The sequence below is a fragment of the Ruminococcus sp. OM04-4AA genome, from assembly GCF_003462585.1.
In the GTDB taxonomy this organism is placed as follows: domain Bacteria; phylum Bacillota; class Clostridia; order Lachnospirales; family Lachnospiraceae; genus Mediterraneibacter; species Mediterraneibacter faecis.
The window spans coordinates 19679-39759 of record NZ_QTZH01000031.1 but is presented as its reverse complement, the minus strand read 5'-3'; the positions used below and the strand labels follow the sequence as shown (position 1 = coordinate 39759).

Sequence of the window (20081 nt, the reverse complement as noted above, 5' to 3'; positions counted from 1 at the left end):
TTTAAAAGGGATAGCTTAAAGGAAATTACGTTGAATCCTTATGTCAAAGAAAAAGAAAGTGTATTTGAATTGGGAATCAGAGAATTATTATGGCAGAATAAAATTCATAATGTACAGATTTATCGTTCAGCAATTCCAATGAGAAAATATTTCTAGTAATATAGGGCTAAGTATGTAGTATGTTTGTAATAATTTAATGATTTCATATCAGGTGTTACACCCTGTGTTACACTCGCCAAGACGCTGTGCAAAACCTCCATTTCTAGGCGTTTCTGAGTGTAAATACGGGGTTCGAACCCCTGATCGCGCACTGACGATCACTGTTTTTACAGACATTGGAGCTGTGGGGACGGTGATTTTTTTGTGCGCTGGAAAGCCTTGATTTTGGTGTGCTACCCGTCAAGTAGACAAATTAAATAACGAAAATTTTTTCTTCCCCGGTACAGTTTATGTACCGGGTTGTTTATGCAACGCTTTCTAGTTTTTGTTCATGGAATTCCAGTGGTGTAAGCACCCCAAGATTTCGTTGAACTCTTTTGTTTGTGTAATAATCTATGTATTTCTCTATGGCAAGCATTAATTCTTCTTTTGTTTTATACTTTTTGCCATAATACATTTCTCGTTTCATTAGTCCCCAGAATCCTTCCATAGGACCATTATCGATACATCTTGCCACGCGAGACATACTTTGTGTCATTCCAGCAGCTAAAATTCGCCGCCTAAATGCTTTCGACGTATACTGATAGCCTCGATCACTATGAAGTAGTGGTGTAGCTTCTGGATTCGCTGCCACAGCTTTGTCAAATCTATCAAAAACAAGAGGGTTATCATTTCTGGTGCTATATACAAAAGCGACAGGCCTCCTATCGCATAAATCAAGTATTACGCTTAAATATAGTTTACCTTTTTTATTGTCTTCTCCAACACCATATTTGAATTCTGATATATCTGTTACCCATTTCTGATTTATCATGTCCGATTTAAATTCTCTATTAAGGATATTTTCGGCAACATAAGCTGGATCAGATGCAGGTTTAGTACAACAATTATACCGATGCTTTATATATGACTGGATTTTCTTCTTGCGGCAAATCCTTAAAACACGTTTGTCATTAACAGCTATTTTATAATCATGTGCTAGAGTATCCCTTATACGTCTATAACCCATATCTGGATGTTCATCATGAATCTTTGTAATGGTATCGGCTATGCGTTCATTAAGATTATCATTATCACTATTTACATGACCTAGCCATTTATAATAGGCTGATCTAGCTATTCCAGCAAACTCGCATAACGCCGATATGGAGTATGTCTTATTTTCATCAGATAATTCCTTGATTGCAAGGTATTTTGTTGTATTGCGTGTCTTGGTCAGGTTCACCTCCTCTCTATTTCGTCGAGTTTTTTTAAGAAATCAATCTCCATTTGTTGCTGCTGTGTTTGAGCTTTTAGTAGTCGGTTTTCAGCTTTCAACTTCTCAATATCTGATAATTGAGAAATCGCTTTGTTCTTACCTCGTCGATCATATAATCCTTCGATTCCTTTATCTTTATATTTTCTAACCCATGCATAAACTTGTCCGTAGGAGCAACCATATTTATTCGCTGTAGAAGCATAATTACATCCCGTGTTTATGCATTCTTCGACAATGTTTATTCTTTCTTCAAGGGTTGTATTTTTTCTAGCACCGCTTTTAGCCATGAGATATACACCTTCTTTTCTGGAATTTGTTAAATCTTCATGGTTATTATACTGCTTAATCCATGTACAAACAGTACTTGGTGCATGAATTTTGTATTTTGCAGCTAAATCCTGACTCGTTATATTGCCTCCAAGATATTCAAGAATAATCTTCTTCTTAAATTCTGCAGAGTAATTACATAAATCAGCATTTTGCTTTTCTAGACCGTCTTCTCCAAATGTTTCGTATTTATGACCCCACCTGCGGATGATACTAGCCTCAATTCCATACTCTTTACCTAATTTCCAATAAGAGATTCCATCCTCAAGGTGTTTCTTTACGAGCTCAAGTTTCAACTCCTTACTATACTGTTTCCTAGACATAAAAATATGCTCCTCATATGATAGATCTTTGGATATTTCCATTGTCTACCATATGGGGAGCATATCATTTACAAGGGTTTCACGTCTTTTTGATATGTTACTGCAAGTAATTTTAAGTGGTTCTCTTATCCGCATGTCCTGCTGCCTGTCTTACAGTGTTGATGTTGACTCCGTTTGATAACAAGTTAGACACAAATGTTTTACGAGCTTTGTGAGAGCTCTTCTGAATTATTCCCAACTTTTTACAATATTTCGTGTATAGTGTTGAGATACAACGTTCTGTCAGTGGTTTATCATTGATGGAAAAGATATAACCATTATCAGGATAGTGATGCTCTTTTTGATACTGTCTCGCGGTATCAATTAATTTCTGGGCTTCAGAAGTTAGTGGAACAAATCGATCGCCAGCAGCAGTTTTTGTATGCGATACAACTTCTGCGGTATCACGTCGAAGCATCCGTTGTGAATCAATCGTTACAGAACTAAATGGATTAGAAGAAATATAGCCCTTATCGACGGCATAATTCAAGCATTGCCGCATAATCACTGTAATGTTGTAGTAAGCGTTTTTAGTCAGGTTGTTATCCTGAATTAGCTTATGAGCCCAGCAATCTAAGGTTAATTTGTCTAATTTGATAAGCGGAATCTAGATGATAACAGTATCCTTGTAATGTGTATTCCAATCAGACTGGATTCGCGTAATATATGTTTCAGCAGTTGTATGGAGACGTTTGTATTCCAACCAATCTGGAAAGATATCATTTAATGTAAGCTAGATATTGGTACCGGAAACGGCGGCATCATCAGTCAGTTAAAGATGCAGAATGAAATGAAATTGACAGATGAAAGTTGGATCAGTTATCAGCAAGGAAAAGGTAATGAAGATACAATCGCACAATTTTTTTCAGATGATGAAAGCAGATTGGATCTGACAAAAGAGCAAAAAGAAATACTTGAGATTTGGGATGGCTTGGATGAGAAGGAAAGAGAAATTTTTATGACTTTTATCCGCAGCCTGAAGAAGTAATGGACAGTTCGACAAAGATGCGAGCTGTCTTTTTTATTTGAATCTATATAAAATATGCATTTTATACGCATGAAGAAATTGACAGAAAATTTCGGGGGGGGGTATAATTACACTGTATACTTATGCCACTTTTGAAAACACAACATCAGATGCTGGTACAACCAAAGTAGACAACAAAAGACGAATTTGACGAGGTGCTGAATGGCTTATACGGTAAAACAATTATTAGAATCGAAACAATTTCCTGATATGAGATTAGTGACATGTAAAGAAAATCTGAATCAGGAAATTAAAGGTATACGAATTATCGAAATAGAAGATATGGAAAGATATCTGACTGGAGGAGAGCTTCTTCTTACAAATATGAAAGTGTATTTCGGAGAAACGGACAGAGAGTTTCGGAAACATTTGAATGAACTGGAGAAGAAACAGGTCAGTGGATTTATTATAAAGCAGCATCCGGACATGGTACAGAAAGTCAATTATTATGATATTTTATTAAAGTTTTGTTCGGAACGTAATATTCCAGTGATAGAAATTTCGGAAGATGAGTATTATTGGGGTATTATAAAATATGTTATTCTGCAGATCTATGATGAAAATATCGCACGGTTGATTTATTTCAAATTGACACACGACAATATTTCTAACATGTTATTGGATGGAGAGGATTTTGAAGATCCAACTAAAAATATTTTGTTTCTATTGTCTTCCATGATTGATAATCCGGTAGCGTTATATTATAGTAACTTAACTTGCTGTGCGTCCACAACGCAGGATCTGTCTGATTTTGTATTTGAGAAAAATGTTGAGAAATATAAACCGGATATTGTTACCAGATTTGAATACAAAAAACAGAGAAAAGAGCATACGCAATATATTACAAAAATACATGTGTTAGGCCGAACAGAAATTTATTTGGTAGTCACGGAAGTGAATATGCCATTAACAATACTGGACTATATGGCATTGGAAAATGCTGTTATTACTTTACAGTATAGTTTTATGGAAACATATGCTAAAAATGAGATAGAAAAAAAATATCAACGAGATATTGAATATAGCTTGCTTAATGGTTTATTAACGGGCGATGAATTGAGTAAAGCTGCAAGAATGCTAAAATTGAAAGATACAGCTCAATATTGTGTGGTAAGTTTTCATACGATTTCAAGCAATAGCGAAGATTATTATACAAAAGAAGAATTAGAAGAAATCGGAGTGATAGAAGGCGAGATTCAGAGATTACTTCCGGATGAACATATTTACCAGAATCTGAATCAGATTGTATGTATTCATGAAATTAAGCATGGGGAAACACAAGCAGGGTTCCGGGAAGAAATGGAAAAATTATATCAGACAGTACAGAAGCAGATTTTTCACAGAAATAAGACAACGGATTTTCAGATTGGCATTGGAAGTATTGTTAATGGATATGGAGATTTGAAAAAATCTTTTAAGGATTCAAAGAAAATCATAGACTATATGGATATGCTCAGATATCTCTATGGTGATAAGAATATATCGGTAGCCGATTTTTCTAAGCTCGGTTTTTTCCAGATTTTTGAAAAAATCGAAAATCGTGATGAACTGATGGAATATGTGCCAGAGTCACTTGTGAAATTATATTGGTATGATAAAGAACATGATGGAGAACTGATTGAAACGTTGCAGGCGTATCTGGACTGTGATAAGAGTGCGAATAAAGCAGCTGAAAAACTCTATGTAAATTATCGTACTCTTTCAGGGCGATTGAAAAAAATAAAAGATATTTCCGGCATTGATTTCAAGAATTCTGCTGAGATGCTGGCTGTTAGAAATGGAATCGTTTTATTCAAAATGGCAGAAACACTGTAATTCAAAGAGAAACTATATCTCTATGGTATGGTTTCTTTTTTTTTTGCGAAAACCGATAACTACAAATTTTTTGTAGCAAAACGTGAAAATATATTCCTATTCTCTGTATTATTTTTGCAAAAACAAGTGCTATACTTTAACCAGTACATAAAAGGATACCTTGATTATCTAAGTTGATATGAAGCAGGAATGAAACATGAAAAAGAAACAGGTTGAGAAAGAACAGAATAATGAGAAACAGCTTCCCAGACAGGAAACGACACTGGGAGAAGATATCTTTCAGCTGTTATTGAAGATTGTTCTTATCATTTTGGCAGTCATCCTTGTTTTTACATTTATGTACGGGATGGCGAGAATCAATGACGTATCTATGAAACCAGCAATAAAAGATGGTGATCTGGTCATGTATTATCGACTGGACAAGCGTTTTGTGTCCGGTGATATTGCAGTATTTAAGAAAGATGGCAGAACAACCACAGGCAGGGTCGTAGCAGTCGCAGGTGATACCGTAGATATAACAAAAGACGGTTTGATGATTAACGGTGCTACGCAGATTTCACAGGATATTTATTTTGACACCACACAGTTTCAAAATGGAGTTGACTTCCCAATCACCGTTGGAGAAGGTCAGATATTTGTACTGGGTGATAACAGACCGGAGGCGTCAGACAGCAGAATCTATGGCTGTATCAATGTAAAAGATGTCAAAGGAAAAGCGATTGCGGTTATTCGGACCAGAGGACTCTAATCCCCTCCTCCGTTAATCAAATAGAAACAAACAATATTATTTACAAGGGAGGAAGCATTATGAGCATGAACAAAATGTTCAAAAAAGTGCTCGCAGTTGTTGCTGCTGGTGCCATGACGATGGGAATGGCAATGCCAACATTTGCGGCAGATGAGGGCAAGACAACGGAGGCATGGATTACTAAGACCTACAACACAGAGGTCGGAAAGGCTGAGAAGTTTAGCTTTACAGCAGAGCAGGTCAAGACAGGAACTGGTATAATTACAACAGATGCAGCGGTTACTATGCCGGAGTTATCATTTACCGATACTGAAACAGGAACAACTTCTAAGAGAGGTCAGATTACATTTCCAACATATCCAGAAGCAGGAAAGTATGAGTATACTGTAACAGAGACACAGACAGTAGATCCAGCAGTAGTTAACGGTGAGCATGAAAAAATGATCATGTCACAGGCTGAGTATACAATGGATGTATATGTTACAGATGGTGCAACTGGTACAGAAATTTCTAATATCATTGTAAATAAGACAAAAAATGATGCAGGTCAGACAGCAACTGGTAAAGTAGATATTGGAAATACAGGTACTAATGATTTCAAATTCACCAACACCTATGTACAGGAAGCAGGTACAGGCGAAAATCCGAAAAATCCAGATCCGACATATCCGGATAATGGATCTTTGAAGGTATCTAAAGCAGTTATTAATGCAAATGGTACAGCAACAACTCCTGACGATGCGTTCGCTTTCACAGCAACATTTGCATTCCCGACTGGAACAGATGCAAACACACTTGGCGGAATCAAGGCTGCTAATGGAGATACTGTTACATCTGTTGAGGGCGGAACATACACATTCAAGTTGAAAGCAAATGAAAACATGAAGTTCACTGGTGTTCCAGTAGGAACAACAATTACTGTAAAAGAGTCTGCAGCTAAAAACTACAAAGGTAGTGCAGAAATCATCATCAATGGTGCTAAACTGACTCCTGTTGCTGAAACATCATACAATACAGAACTCACAGCAGTAACTAACCAGAAGTTAGGTCAGAAACAGAATACCGTTGATGTAACCAATACATACAACGATGTACCTGTAACTGGTATCATCATGAACACTCTTCCATACGTTCTGATGATTGCACTTTGCGGTGTAGCACTGATTGCTTTTGTAGGATTCAAACGCAGAAGATTACAGAAATAATAAAATATAGCAACCAGGAAAGGGGATGTGTGCGGCGTTGCTCCGCCGCATCCCTTTTTGCTAATTTTGCGAGCAAATTGGTCAGATGAACCAGTTTTGATAAATATAAAAGAAACAGAAATGGTGAAAGGAACTTGTACATATGCTTCGGATGAAGAAAGTGCTGAAAGGAATTATCAGAGGATTAGACCATATTGTAAACTTCACAGCCTTATCGCTGATTCTTGCAGCCATGTTTCTCTCAGGTTATATGCTGTGGGACTCCCACCAGGTATACCAGACAGCAGATGCAAAGAACTATGAAGCATATATTCCGACAGAAAAGAATACAAAATCTTTTGAAGAATTGCAGAAAATCAATCCAGATGTGATTGGATGGATAAGAATCAATGATACCAACATCAATTACCCGCTGGTGCAGACAGATAATGATGAGACTTATATGAATACAGATGCGGAAGGAAACTATTCCCTGAGCGGAGCGATTTTTTTACATTGTGCAAATAAACCGGACTTTTCGGATTTTGACAATATTATATATGGTCACCATATGGAAAAACACATGATGTTTGGAGATATTGGTGAGTTTACGAAGGAACAGTATTTCAACGAACATCCATATGGAAATCTGTTCTTTGATGGTAAAAATCATGGAATCGAAATTTATGCATTGTTACAGGTAGATGCTTATAATGAGACGATTTTCAATGTGTGTCTGGACACACCAGAAGCGAAACAGGAGTATCTGCAGGAAATCGAGAACAATGTTTTATATAAAAGAGATATGAATATAACGGAAGATGATCATCTGGTTTTGCTGACCACCTGTACATCGGATATGACAAATGGAAGAAATATCCTGGTGGGACGCTTAACAGATCAGATATATCCGGAAAAAGAAAAAGCCAAAAACGTAGGTACAGGAATTGATGAACTGAAAAATGCAGTAGGAAAAGTGCCAGTTATTGTATGGTTTATCCTGATTGTCCTTGTACTGATTCTGATAGCAAGACAGATAGAAAAGAAAAGAAACAAGAAGAAAGAAGGAGAGGGAGAAGTATGAGAACAACACGTTTGACAAAAATAGCCATGGTTATATTCCTGTCCATGATATTCTTTCTGGGTGTTCAAAGACCAGTACTGGCAGCTGACAGAAACACAACAGTGAAAATACCAGTGGAACAGATATTTGAAGTAAACAATTCTGCAGATGCTGACAAAACAGGCTCTTATGTTTTAATAGCAGATCAGATACAAAATCCAATGCCGGAGGGAAGCAATAGAAGAACATTTACCTGGAATATGAGTGGTAATTCTTCTACAGAGCTGATTATGAATGTCGGACAGGTAGGAGAATATCATTACAAGCTGTACCAGGCAACAGAGAATAAAGAAAATTATACATATGATTCAAAAACCTATGATGTAACGATTGAAGGATTCTTTGATTCCAATAATGAACTGATGGCGGTAACAGTGGTCAAAAATGAAAATGGAGATAAAGTATCGAAGGTTTCATTCAAAAACTCGTATACCGGTCAAACTGGTAAAAATCAAAACCCGGTTCCATCTTCCCAAAGATCAAAGGATATTATTCATAATGGTTCGCCGGTAAAGACAGGTGATGATAGTCCGGTTGCAGGCTATTTGTTCTTATTCTTTGGCTCAGTTATCTGCCTTTGCGGATTACTCATGGAGAAGCAGAAGAACAGGAAGGAAGATGCGAAAAATGAGGCATAAGAATTGGAAAACATATTTGAAAATAGCATGTTCCTGACTTCTAATTTTTTCTGATTCTTCCTTTTTCAATCAATGAGTTTATGTACGGAACAAAGAAAAGAGAGAGAGGTGAGCACCTATGCAGCTTACTAATACAACGGATTATGCAATCAGGATTGTCTGTTATTTGGCAATAAAAAAGCGCAGGGTTACAACGGCAAAATTAGCTTCTGAATTAAAGATTCCGGAGAGCTATATTCCAAAAATCACAAAGCAGTTAAAAAAAGAGAAGATTATTTCAGCTTCTGAAGGTACCAGTGGAGGATATGCCATTGCCAAAAATCCAGAAAAGATTTCGTTATTTGATGTCATATCATGTATGGAATCAACAATGGCAATCAGTCGCTGTCTTGAAAAGGATGGATTTTGCTCCAGAAACTATACGGATTGCTGTAAAGTACATCAAGTCTTATTGGACTTACAGAACATTTACAATAACCGATTAGAAAATGTGAAAATCTCTGATATTATCAGACCGGGGAAAGATGAATATTTTGGGCGATTTTATATCATTCTGAAAGTTAATTTAGCGGAAAACAGTTATGAATGTATCTATTCTCATAACAGGGGGATTTATGATGATGTAAAAACTGCAGGAACATATGATGATTTTCTGAAAGTATATTGTGAAAAATATGTATGTGAAAAAGATTGTGAAAAACTGCAGGAATTTTTGAAAAGCGATTCGTTGACAGAGCATTTGAAAAAGGGCTGTTCAGAAGAAGATATCGTTTATCAAAGAAGAAGCGAGAAAAACTCAGAGACTTATGTTTGGATGGAAGTAAAAAGATTTGTGGATGAAAATGAGAAAACTGCTGTTATTACATTCCATAATGCAAAAGTTATCCCTAACACAATTGTAAATATGGAACGGGAATTAAGACAAAAAGCACAGGATGAGACAAAACAGTATTGGAAAATGGTTTCGCTTCTGGCTGCAGTGTTGAATCACAATAATCTTATAGAAACAGAACATCAGGATGATATCTGTTTTTATACAAAACAAGTGTATCTTCAACTACAGAAAAACTATCCGGAGTATGGGATTACAGAGGAAGAAATAGAAAATGTCTCTCATCTGGCTCCAATTCATGATATTGGAAAAATCCGTGTGCCGATAGAGATATTGAACAAAAACGGTAAATTAACAGCTGATGAGATGGAAATTGTAAAGCAGCATCCTCTTACAGGGGCAGAGATGACATTGCGGTTTCCACAAGGAACTACGACAGAAAAACTTAATAAGTATAGCTATGAAATATGCAGATATCACCATGAAAGATATGATGGATCTGGTTACCCGGATGGACTAAAAGGTGATGAAATACCACTTTGTGCTCAGATAGTAGGCCTTGTGGATGCTTATGATGCATTGGTCAGTGTACGCCCCTATAAAAGAAAATTAAAGCATGAAGAAGCCATAAGAATGATTGCCAACGGTGAATGTGGTGTATTTTCAAAAAAACTATTGCAGTGCTTTATAGCAGCGGCAATGCAGAAGGAATGGATAAAAAAGGCAGATAGTTGAGAAAAGTAAAATATGTTTTTAGGAGGAATTTGTGTGAAGAGGAAAAAGAGATGGCTAAGATGGATAGCCTGGACACTTTTATTGGTTTTGTGCATGAATAGCGCAGGAACGACAGTTTTGGCAGTTTCAGTGGAAGAAGAGAATATTCCAAATATGAATAGTACTCAAGAGGGTGAAATGCGCACAGAAGATTTTATTCCGGAGGAAAGTACATCATTGTCGGAAGAGACGTCGAAAGAAGAAAATACTTCGCCATCAGAAGAGACTCCTGGAGAGGAAATCACCCCGCCATTAGAAGAGACTCCTGGAGAGGAAATCACCCCGCCATTAGAAGAGATTCCGGAGGAAGAAATTACTCCATCCCAGGGAGAGATTTCAGAAGAAGAAAAAGCCTTCGAGGAGCAGATTGCACAAGAGGAATCACCGAAACTTCAGGAGATTTCCGAAGGCTTTGATATTGATTTCTATGTCATTATCGACGGAAACAAGGTAAAGCTTCAGCATAATGACATTACTGGCATTGCAACATGGAAAGACGGAAGAACTACCTATCATGGTGTTTCCATTGAGGACCTGCTCCGGATATATGAAGAATTTGGATTTGTGAAAAACAGCGAGAGTCAGAATCCGGATGCGATAAAAAAGTTTGTATCTGCATACCGGGGAAAAAGCAGGATAGAATACGGAGAAGTTTATACAGACACAAAATCCGGAAAGACCTATGTTTCTTACAATTATGGAGAGAATAAACAAGGGGAAGCGATAGATGTTTACTACCTTCCAAATGGAAAAGGCGTTGCATTAAATTTAATAGATTCTGTAAAAAAGGACAACTCGTTTTATTCCGTAGAGGTAAAGGGAGAAGGGCAGGATCGGATTCGTTATGCATTAACAGGAACTGTAGTGGAAGAAGCTGTGGCTGATTTTAATCCACAATTGTCGGACCAGACAGACCAGATCGAATGGACCTGTATGGGAACAGATGATAAGGTGATAGATGGTATACGGGAATCAGGGAACCAGACGAGGTTCACAATCGGAAAGATCACACAGTCTTATGTGATCCAGAGAGCGGATCAGACAGCCTTTGACATTCAGTTTTATATATATGCAGACAATGAGGTTCGAAAGCTGCCGGCTGATTCTCTGAAAAAGGTGTATAAATGGAACCGTCAGGGCAGATGCTATTTATCTGTCAGTGATCTTGCTGAGATTTATAGAGAGTTCGGCTTGAATGCAGAGGAAACACAGTCCGGAAATTATTTTCCATATACAGTCCGTGGTGAGAAGACATTAGCACAGGCGACAGTGGTAACTTATAAAGGACAGCAATATGTATCTTATAACCTGGACAAGCAGGAAGCAACTGTACCAACAGACGTTTATTATATGCCAAAAGGAGCATCTGATGGCGAAAAAATTCCGGATAATAATTCAGACCAGATGAAGCAGAATAAGAACAGTTTCTATTCGGTTACAGTGATCAATCCGGATGGAAATCGAACTGTGAGTTACTATAAGAAAGATTCTGCGGTCACAATTTCCGTTGATCCAGGAGATACGAAGGAAAGCGACTGGCTTTGTGCCAGTGAGGATGAAAATAAAACAATCCATCCGGTAAAACAGGGCGATAAACTAACCTTTTCTATTGGGAAGATAGAGCAACCATATACGGTTGCATGCAACACTTTTGCACCAGCAACCTTGAATATTAAATTCTATACTTTTGTAGATAATGAGAGATATAATGTTCTAAACGAAGAAATTCCTGTTATAAAAGATACTACAACAAAGCCGGGAACAGTTTATTATTATATTTCTAATGATGAGTTAAAAAAGCATTTTGAAAAATTTCATTACGATGGTTCTATTCAAAATGGAGCAAAAGAGCGTTTTTATTATTCCAAGAGAGATTACGATACAATCCATAATGCAGGGATATACACGAAAGAAGGTCATGAATGTATTTATATAGGAGAATCCGGAGAGCCGATGGATGTGTATTACCTGCCAGACGGACAGAATAGTCCCATAATGAGTGCAAAGACCTTACTAGAACACGACGATGATAGATATAATGGTTTTTACAGTGTGACAGTACAGGATGACGATGGACAGGTTTACAGCCAAACAGCTTTGCGTGATCTTCCAGCAATTGATTTTGTTGCAAGAAAGTCAACACTTACAAGAACAGTTAGTACAAGGCCGCGTGTAGAAGAACAAACGCAGAATATAAACTGGGAATGCAGAAAGGAAGATGGTACTCTTTCAGAAGTTACATGGAGTAAAAATGAAGCAGAGCATACCATGAGCTTTACTATTCAGCCAGATGATGCAGTACGTCCATATGTGATTGTTCCTGATAATACAGAAAAACCGGCAGCAATAAAAGAAGCAAATATCAGTTTTTATGTATTTATCGATGGACATTATAAGCTGATAAAGAACCTCAATGCTGAGCAGCATTACATAATCAAAGCAAACAGTGGCCGAGCCAGTCGTTATTATTTGCGAGCTAAACCAGATGATACGATTTCTAAAATTTACAGTGAGTTTGGTTTCACTCCGAGCAAGCTGGAGCCCGGCGCAGATCAGAAAGAGAAGATTCTGTTTGGTTATGCGACAGACAGCCGTGTGTTTGTACAGCACCCTTATAAGGACAACGATGGTACATGGTATATTCCTGTCCTGAAAAACGGGAAAGATGTATCTGTCTATTATTTCTCACAGCCAAACCCACTGAATCCAGACAGAATCGAAAATTATTTTGATCGTTTGACAGGACTTTCTTCTCAGGTTGGGCTGGCAGGAAGACATTTCAGTGTAGAGGGAAGTTTTCATCTGATTGAAGTGTTGGATCCACTGAACCTGACCAAAAGAGAGGCGATTAAGAGACAGTATGTAGGCCATGGGGAAGCATATACTGTGGAAGTACCAAAGAGGGCAAGTTTAGAAGGTGAGTATTATGGCAAGGAGATTGTCTGGAGTTGTACATCTAATGACAGGGACGAAAATGAGGTTCTTCCGGAACCGTCCGGAGATGATAAGGTAAAATTTGAAATTCCGAATGTTAACTCATCTTATGAGGTGATCGCAGACAAACCGCTGGAGTCTGGGGCAGTCAGGGTTATCTATAATACAACTCGTTATATGAAGAAACTTCCTAAGGAAGCTAAGTTGACCCCTCAGGTTGGAAATAAGACAAGACATACAGATGATTATGAGAATGAAATAGAAGCTGGAAAACATAACGTTAAGTCACCATATCCTCTGGTTTATGATCATGAAGATAATGACAGCAAAGAGTTGGAACAGTATGAATTCGATCATTGGGATTACAGAAACAAAGACGGAAAGTGGCAGGAATGCGGTGCAGGGGATTCTATTTCTGATCTTATAAATAATAATGCAAGACAGCCAATCACCCTCTATGCAGCGTGGCGTAAGGTGAGTAACCAAAATCGAAAACAGGTACAGTTTTATATCTGTAAGTCAGCGATGCCGGAAGATGGTTCGGTAGCATTACCAACCACGAATGTAGACGATTATACAAGTGCGGTTGCCGTGGCAAACTGTAATGTGAAGGCAAGTATATTGCATGATGTTCCAGTTCTTGGAAATAAGAATCCATCTACGTGGGAACAGTATGCGGATGGAAATAAGAGAGTGCAAGAACTTTTGCAGGGAACTAAACCAGATGAGGGATATATTGGAAATGGAGACTATATCTACAAGATAGATAGAATTCCTTCCGATGAAGAGGTATTCCAGACAATTCGTGAAAGCGGACGTATGATTCGTATCGGAGACAGGGAGATTCCGCCATCGAAATTAGATACCGAATTCTTCACCATTTATTGGTATTCTTTCAAAAGTGAAATGTCCGATGGGTGGCATATTGACGGACGTATTGTAGCAAAAAATGGTTACCTGACAGTAAAGAAAGATTTTGTCGGAATGCCGGAAGCAATAGAGGAAGTCAAGAAAGATTATTATATCCAGGTAGATATGGATGAAAAGCTTTTAGATGGAAAACCGCAGCCACCTGCATTTCATGAGCATATGAAACTTGTGCTTCCTTCAGAAGATAGCCAGAAACCGGATGCAGAAGCTCCGCAAGCGGAGGATGCTCCAATAGAAGTTGTAGGTACATGGACAGATGAAACACATACAAGCTGTACGTGGATCGTTAAGGCGGACTCATTCTGGAAATACACATTAAAAGAGTACAACTATAAGCCAAAAGATTCGAATGTGAAATTTTCAGGTTGGTACAATGTTCGCAATTCTCATGAAGAAGGAGATAATGTAAATTCATGGGAAGCATATCCAGAAAGTGGAATTAAATTCACAGGACGTGGAATTGGACGCGGTGGTGAAACTCTTACTATTGAATTGGAGAACCGTTATCAGAAAGAGGGAATACTCACACTGAACAAATTTGATGAGTCTACCGGACAAGGAATGGAGAAGATCAATTTTGCTGTTAGTAAGAACGGTGTTGAGGAGGAAGCGGTAACAACTGATAAATACGGAATCGCACAACTTCATATTCCGTTACAAGATGAGAACAAACAGAATCGAACAGCAACTGAGACGTATTTGTTGCGAGAGACAAACTTACCAACGGGATATGTAGACACAGGAGATATACAGATCACAGTTGAGATTGCCAATGGAGCATTCAAAATCACTGATGCAAAACTGGTGGATAGGAAGGCTAACGAAAATCAGGAGGCTGTTAAGGCACCAGTTGATGGTAAGATAGACGGAAAATCTGTTCTGCTTCAGCGGGGAGATACCAGCCTTAATATCCGAAATTTTGCTAAAACAGGCACTCTGCATATAAAAAAGACATGGGAAAATCCAAATGATGCACTGACGGAAAAACAGGTGAAAATCAGATTGTATCAGAATGGAATTTCTACAGGACAGGAATTCCTGCTGAATGAAGAGAACGGATGGGAACATACAGTCGACAATGTTCCACTATTCCAGGACAGAATTCCGGTGGAATATAAGGTGGAAGAAATCGAGATAGGAAAGACACATTATTCTTCGGAATACGGGGATGGTTTCCTATATTATGAAGTTATTTATCCAGAGATTCAGTATTTCGATTCAAATGGACAACAATTATTCCCGAAGGATGAGAATGAGTTCAAGGATGTTTCCAAGATGGAACTGGAAGTGCAGAATCTGCATTTCAATCTTGCTGAACGAAGTTTCTTAAAGACGGATGATCTTCCAAGAAACCGACTTGCTGGTGCAGGTTTTCTGTTCTACAAAGTACCGTATGATGATGTTACGAAAAAATATGCGGATGATACAGGATATACAGTAGATTATGACAATACACAGAGCAAGGACGATATCGTTCTGAAAAAGGATGGAAAAACGTGTACGACGTATCGTTCCTTAGAAACAGATGAAAATGGAATGCTTCAATTACCGGAGGACTTTGAGAACGGACGATACTGGATGGTAGAATCTGTTACTCCAAACAAAAAGGACAAAGCAGATAAAACCAAAACACAGTATCAGGATAACTTTAATTTATATATGGTCGATGTAGAATCCGATATTTTATTCCTATATGAGAAATCACCGATGACAAATACCTGGAGAGCTGTTTCGGACAGACATATCGTCAATCATCCGCAAAAAGGCGGGGTGACGGTTGAGATTACAAAGGAAGTCACTGGTCCACTTGGAAACCGCAAGAAGCCATTTGATATGGAAATTCTCTATTGGGAAGATGGTCAAAAGCTGCGTAGCAAGACAATTAGAACTTCTTTGAAACATGGAGATAAAGTTACATTAAAAAATGTAGATATATCTTCGGATATCATAATAACAGAAACTGTTGATACATCAAAATACGCTGTTTCGATTTCTAAAAAAGAAGAGAATGATAAGTATTCAAATCCAGTGCAGGCAACATCGAATGGAAATACAGCTGTCATGAAACAGCGGATTGAGGCTGCACGAGGAGATGTGATTGAGTTAAAAATCACAAACGAAAACACACAATTAATACCGGAAACAGGGGTTCGTCTGAGAACAAGCAGGCATGTATGGTTACTATTTGCCATAAGTATTATCATGATTCTGTTTTTCAGAAGAAGACGGAAAATAAGATAAACACTGCTATGGAACAAAACTTGCAAAAATACATCAGACATTTTACATGTTTGTTGCATTGGAATAAAAAAATAAACCACTATAATAATGGTATGATCCCCGTCAAGAGGACAATAAAAAATAATAAATTTTTGTATCGTCAGCCATGCTATGGCTGGCGATATTTTAGTTTGCGCGCCATGGGCGCGCTCTAACGGTTGAAAGTCCCGAACACGCCTAGGCGACAAGGAAGTGTATAGCTGAACAGCAAGGGTGTCTATCGTAAGGTAGAATCTGAAGGAAGCTGTAAGCAAACTCTTGGTCCGACGGACAGAAATCACATATGAGGCTAGGTTCCGCTTGGTAAGTCTGCTAAATAAGACAAAGCCGTAAAGTTGCCGTTTGTAGGAACCGAGTAAATGTGGCGGATATATGAGAGGAAAGAGCGTGCACCTTAAGCGTGGAGGTCTCACAGAGGTTTCATTAGCCTAGTAACAACGAACTGTGAGAAGTCAGCCGAGCCCATAGTAGCGAAGAAGTCTCTGTAATGGAGATGGAGCGAAGGGGCGAACAATCAATAAGTTTGAGTATGTCTCGTATTGCAGAAATGACAACATCTGCCGTAATCAATCGGGAAAAAGGTGGTCAAATCAAGCGAGACGGAAAGGAAAGAACGCATGGACACAAGTAGTCTAATGAAGCAGATACTATCCAGCGATAATCTCAACAGAGCATATCTGCAAGTCGTACGAAATAAAGGTGCCGAGGGAGTGGACGGAATGAAGTACACAGAACTTAAAGAACATCTTGTAAAGGACGGCGAAATTATCAAGGAACAGTTGAGGACAAGAAAATATAAACCTCAACCAGTACGAAGAGTGGAGATACCAAAGCCAGACGGTGGTGTCAGAAACCTGGGAGTACCAACAGTAACAGACAGATTCATACAACAAGCCATTGCACAGGTCTTAACACCAATCTATGAGGAACAGTTCCATGACCATAGCTACGGATTCAGACCGAATAGATGTGCACAGCAAGCAATCCTGACAGCACTTGATCATGGAACAAGTGAAGCTGTGTTACAGGCAGATGTCGGACATTTTTGGGGTACATCTCTTCCAGTTGGTGGAGAAAGTACACATGATAAAGAACATGATGGAGAACTGATTGAAACGCTGCAGGCGTATCTGGACTGTGATAAGAGTGCGAATAAAGCAGCTGAAAAACTCTATGTAAATTATCGTACTCTTTCAGGGCGATTGAAAATAATAAGAGATATTTCTGGCATTGATTTCAAGAATTCTGCTGAGATGCTGGCTGTTAGAAATGGAATCGTTTTATTCAAAATGGCAGAAACACTGTAATTTAAAGAGAAACTATATCTCTACGGTATGGTTTCTTTTTTTGCGAAAAACCGATAACTACAAACTTTTTGTAGCAAAACGTGAAAATATCTTCCTATTCTCTGTATTATTTTTGCAAAAAACAAGTGCTATACTTTAACCAGTCCATAAAAGAATACCTTGATTATCTAAGTTGATATGAAGCAGGAATGAAACATGAAAAAGAAACAGGTTGAGAAAGAACAGAATAATGAGAAACAGCTTCCCAGACAGGAAACGACACTGGGAGAAGATATCTTTCAGCTGTTATTGAAAAAGGAAATGGAACAGCAGAAAAACTGACTTTCACAAATAATCAGGCAGCCTTTACATTGAAAAAAGATGAATCTGTAGATATCAGTTGCTTACCGACAGGATGGACATATACCGTTACGGAGACAGCACCGGGAACAAACTTCGAGGTGTCATACTCGATAAATGGTGGATCGAAAACCGTTGGAGAAGCAGCATCATTTACAATGGCAGCAACAGGAACGGAAGATATCCAATTTACAAATACATCAACCGTGGCACCGCCCGTAATCGGAAGAAATATTCAGAATAATAGCTGGATTATGATGCTGATTGTGGTTTTACTGATTGGCATTGGAAGCATGGTATTTTTCAGAAAAGTAAAAAGAAAATATCATTAAGGCAAAAAGGAAGAATTGTGCTTGTGAAGTGAAGAACCTGGAAGTATGATTCTTCCTTTTTACAATGAAAGAAACAAGAAAAATGTTCAGGATAAAAATCATTATTGGGGACGGATAGAGAGGGTGACATTATGCAGCTTACAAATACAACGGATTATGCCATTAGAATCGTATGTTATCTAGCATCAGAAAATAAGGTAATAACTACAGCAGAACTATCTCGTGAATTAAATATTCCGGCAAGTTATATTCCTAAAGTAACAAAGCAACTAAAAGAAAAAGAAATTGTTAAAGCGGCAGAGGGATCGAATGGAGGCTATATGCTGGAAAAACGACCGGAAGAAATTTCTCTTATGGACGTTATTAACTGTACAGAGTCAACAATGGCAATTAGCAGATGTCTGGAGAAGGACGGATACTGTTCCAGAAATTATTCAGATTGCTGCAAGGTACATAAGGTGTTACTGGATCTGCAGAACACTTATAATAACAGGCTGGAAAATGTGAAAATATCAGATATTATTCAGCCGGGCAAAGATGAATATTTTGGACGTTTTTATGTAGTTATAAAATTGAATTTAAAGGATCAAACATATGAATGTATTTATTCCCACGTACATGAAGTCTATGATAAAGTAAGTGATTCAGCTACCTATGATGAGTTTATAAGGAAGTACACAGAACAATATGTATATGAACAGGATCGCCAGAAGTTAAGACGATTTTTGACAAGCGAAAAGCTTACGGAACACTTAGTAGACGGCTGTATGGAAGATGATATGTCCTACCGCAGAATATGTGATAATGAAGCAGATTCTTATATTTGGATGGAAGCAAAAAGATATGTAGATGAGACGGAGAATATTGCCATTCTCACATTACATAATGCGAAGGTCATTCCAGATACGATTGTTAATATGGAACAGGAATTGCGGAAGAAAGAAAAGAATATCACGAAACAGTATTGGGATATGGTTTCTTTGCTTGTTGCGGTATTGAATCATAATAATCTGGTGGAAACGGAACATCAGGATGATATTAGTTTTTATACGGAGCAGGTTTATCGCCAACTGCAGAAAAATTATCCGGAATATGGAATTACAGAAGAAGAGATTGAAAATGTATCACACCTGGCACCAATCCATGATATTGGTAAAATCCGGGTACCGATAGAAATATTGAATAAAAATGGGAAATTAACGATAGACGAGATGGAAGTCGTGAAGCAGCATCCAATTACCGGTGCAGAGATGACATTGAGATTTCCGAATGGTATGACAACAGAGAAATTGAATAAGTACAGCTATGAAATCTGCCGACATCACCATGAGAGATTTGATGGCTCTGGATATCCGGACGGTTTAAAGGGAGATCAGATTCCGCTTTGTGCTCAGGTGGTCGGTTTGGTGGATGCCTATGATGCTTTGGTCAGTGAGCGACCATATAAACGAAAACTGAAACATGCCGAGGCGGTAAGGATGATTGTAAATGCTGAATGTGGAGCGTTTTCCATGAAATTGCTTCAATGTTTTTTTACTGCGGCTATGCAAAAAGAGTGGGTGCAGAAAGTAGAATCAAACAGAGAAGAGTAAGGAAAAAGTCCAGTAGGTATTTGATGAAAATGAAAGAAATTTTAACGGATATTATAATAAAATTAGTTATTTTATGCTAAAAAATCATTCTAGATATTAGAATGCAATATTGAGTAAATG

General features: G+C 38.0%; 15 protein-coding genes. 12 read left to right on the top strand and 3 right to left on the bottom strand.

What is annotated here, in order from left to right:
• Positions 1-463: 463 nt before the first annotated feature.
• From DXB52_RS10020 to DXB52_RS10010, 3 genes are all read right to left on the bottom strand, one after another.
• A complete protein-coding gene (locus DXB52_RS10020; protein WP_118107176.1) occupies positions 464-1384 on the bottom strand; it encodes an IS3 family transposase in 921 nt (306 codons plus the stop codon).
• Complete coding sequence (locus DXB52_RS10015) at positions 1381-2067, bottom strand: helix-turn-helix domain-containing protein (protein WP_118107174.1); 687 nt, start codon at positions 2065-2067, stop codon at positions 1381-1383. The genes DXB52_RS10020 and DXB52_RS10015 overlap by 4 nt, the downstream gene beginning before the upstream one ends.
• 112 nt (positions 2068-2179) lie before the next feature.
• Complete coding sequence (locus DXB52_RS10010; protein WP_118107172.1) at positions 2180-2608, bottom strand: tyrosine-type recombinase/integrase; 429 nt, start codon at positions 2606-2608, stop codon at positions 2180-2182.
• Between the two features lie 288 nt (positions 2609-2896).
• On the opposite strand from DXB52_RS10010, the gene DXB52_RS10005 reads away from it, so the two are divergent.
• The 12 genes from DXB52_RS10005 to DXB52_RS09955 all read left to right on the top strand — a co-directional run bounded on the left by DXB52_RS10005 (position 2897) and on the right by DXB52_RS09955 (position 19961).
• Complete coding sequence (locus DXB52_RS10005; protein ID WP_227189336.1) at positions 2897-3094, top strand: hypothetical protein; 198 nt, start codon at positions 2897-2899, stop codon at positions 3092-3094.
• Between the two features lie 201 nt (positions 3095-3295).
• The gene (locus DXB52_RS10000; protein ID WP_092072502.1) at positions 3296-4948 is read left to right on the top strand and encodes a PucR family transcriptional regulator; all 1653 of its coding nucleotides are present in this window, start codon (positions 3296-3298) and stop codon (positions 4946-4948) included.
• 196 nt (positions 4949-5144) lie between these two features.
• Positions 5145-5696 (top strand): signal peptidase I, encoded by a 552-nt coding sequence (gene lepB / locus DXB52_RS09995; RefSeq protein WP_092072499.1) that lies wholly within the window; start codon positions 5145-5147, stop codon positions 5694-5696.
• Positions 5697-5755: 59 nt separating this feature from the next.
• Positions 5756-6901 carry a DUF7601 domain-containing protein gene (locus tag DXB52_RS09990; protein WP_118107170.1) on the top strand — a complete coding sequence of 382 codons (1146 nt, stop codon included), beginning with the start codon at positions 5756-5758 and terminating at the stop codon, positions 6899-6901.
• 142 nt (positions 6902-7043) lie between these two features.
• On the top strand, positions 7044-7964 hold the full coding sequence (gene srtB, locus DXB52_RS09985; protein WP_092072494.1) for a class B sortase: 921 nt from the start codon (positions 7044-7046) through the stop codon (positions 7962-7964).
• Positions 7961-8641 carry a Spy0128 family protein gene (locus tag DXB52_RS09980; protein WP_092072491.1) on the top strand — a complete coding sequence of 227 codons (681 nt, stop codon included), beginning with the start codon at positions 7961-7963 and terminating at the stop codon, positions 8639-8641. Before srtB ends, DXB52_RS09980 begins: the two co-directional genes overlap by 4 nt.
• Positions 8642-8759: 118 nt before the next feature.
• Complete coding sequence (locus DXB52_RS09975; protein WP_118107168.1) at positions 8760-10208, top strand: Rrf2 family transcriptional regulator; 1449 nt, start codon at positions 8760-8762, stop codon at positions 10206-10208.
• A gap of 33 nt (positions 10209-10241) precedes the next feature.
• Positions 10242-16352 (top strand): SpaA isopeptide-forming pilin-related protein, encoded by a 6111-nt coding sequence (locus DXB52_RS09970; RefSeq protein WP_472520081.1) that lies wholly within the window; start codon positions 10242-10244, stop codon positions 16350-16352.
• A 674-nt stretch (positions 16353-17026) separates the two neighbouring features.
• On the top strand, positions 17027-17698 hold the full coding sequence (locus tag DXB52_RS17120; RefSeq protein ID WP_472520080.1) for a helix-turn-helix domain-containing protein: 672 nt from the start codon (positions 17027-17029) through the stop codon (positions 17696-17698).
• 195 nt (positions 17699-17893) lie between these two features.
• Positions 17894-18019: a hypothetical protein gene (locus DXB52_RS16360; protein ID WP_004842243.1), complete on the top strand. Its 126-nt coding sequence runs from the start codon at positions 17894-17896 to the stop codon at positions 18017-18019.
• Positions 17986-18369: a DUF7601 domain-containing protein gene (locus DXB52_RS09960; protein ID WP_370793510.1), complete on the top strand. Its 384-nt coding sequence runs from the start codon at positions 17986-17988 to the stop codon at positions 18367-18369. Before DXB52_RS16360 ends, DXB52_RS09960 begins: the two co-directional genes overlap by 34 nt.
• Before the next feature lie 131 nt (positions 18370-18500).
• Positions 18501-19961, top strand: coding sequence for an Rrf2 family transcriptional regulator (locus DXB52_RS09955; RefSeq protein ID WP_118084773.1), 1461 nt, complete (start codon positions 18501-18503; stop codon positions 19959-19961).
• The last annotated feature ends 120 nt before the right edge of the window (positions 19962-20081 follow it).

Coding starts and splice junctions, on each gene's coding strand:
- DXB52_RS09955 (WP_118084773.1), top strand. CDS start 18,501: ATGCAGCTTACAAATACAACGGATTATGCCATTAGAATCGTATGTTAT.
- DXB52_RS09975 (WP_118107168.1), top strand. CDS start 8,760: ATGCAGCTTACTAATACAACGGATTATGCAATCAGGATTGTCTGTTAT.
- srtB (WP_092072494.1), top strand. CDS start 7,044: ATGCTTCGGATGAAGAAAGTGCTGAAAGGAATTATCAGAGGATTAGAC.
- DXB52_RS09980 (WP_092072491.1), top strand. CDS start 7,961: ATGAGAACAACACGTTTGACAAAAATAGCCATGGTTATATTCCTGTCC.
- DXB52_RS16360 (WP_004842243.1), top strand. CDS start 17,894: ATGAAAAAGAAACAGGTTGAGAAAGAACAGAATAATGAGAAACAGCTT.
- lepB (WP_092072499.1), top strand. CDS start 5,145: ATGAAAAAGAAACAGGTTGAGAAAGAACAGAATAATGAGAAACAGCTT.
- DXB52_RS17120 (WP_472520080.1), top strand. CDS start 17,027: ATGAAGCAGATACTATCCAGCGATAATCTCAACAGAGCATATCTGCAA.
- DXB52_RS10005 (WP_227189336.1), top strand. CDS start 2,897: ATGAAATTGACAGATGAAAGTTGGATCAGTTATCAGCAAGGAAAAGGT.
- DXB52_RS10000 (WP_092072502.1), top strand. CDS start 3,296: ATGGCTTATACGGTAAAACAATTATTAGAATCGAAACAATTTCCTGAT.
- DXB52_RS10010 (WP_118107172.1), bottom strand. CDS start 2,608: ATGCGGCAATGCTTGAATTATGCCGTCGATAAGGGCTATATTTCTTCT.
- DXB52_RS10015 (WP_118107174.1), bottom strand. CDS start 2,067: ATGTCTAGGAAACAGTATAGTAAGGAGTTGAAACTTGAGCTCGTAAAG.
- DXB52_RS09990 (WP_118107170.1), top strand. CDS start 5,756: ATGAGCATGAACAAAATGTTCAAAAAAGTGCTCGCAGTTGTTGCTGCT.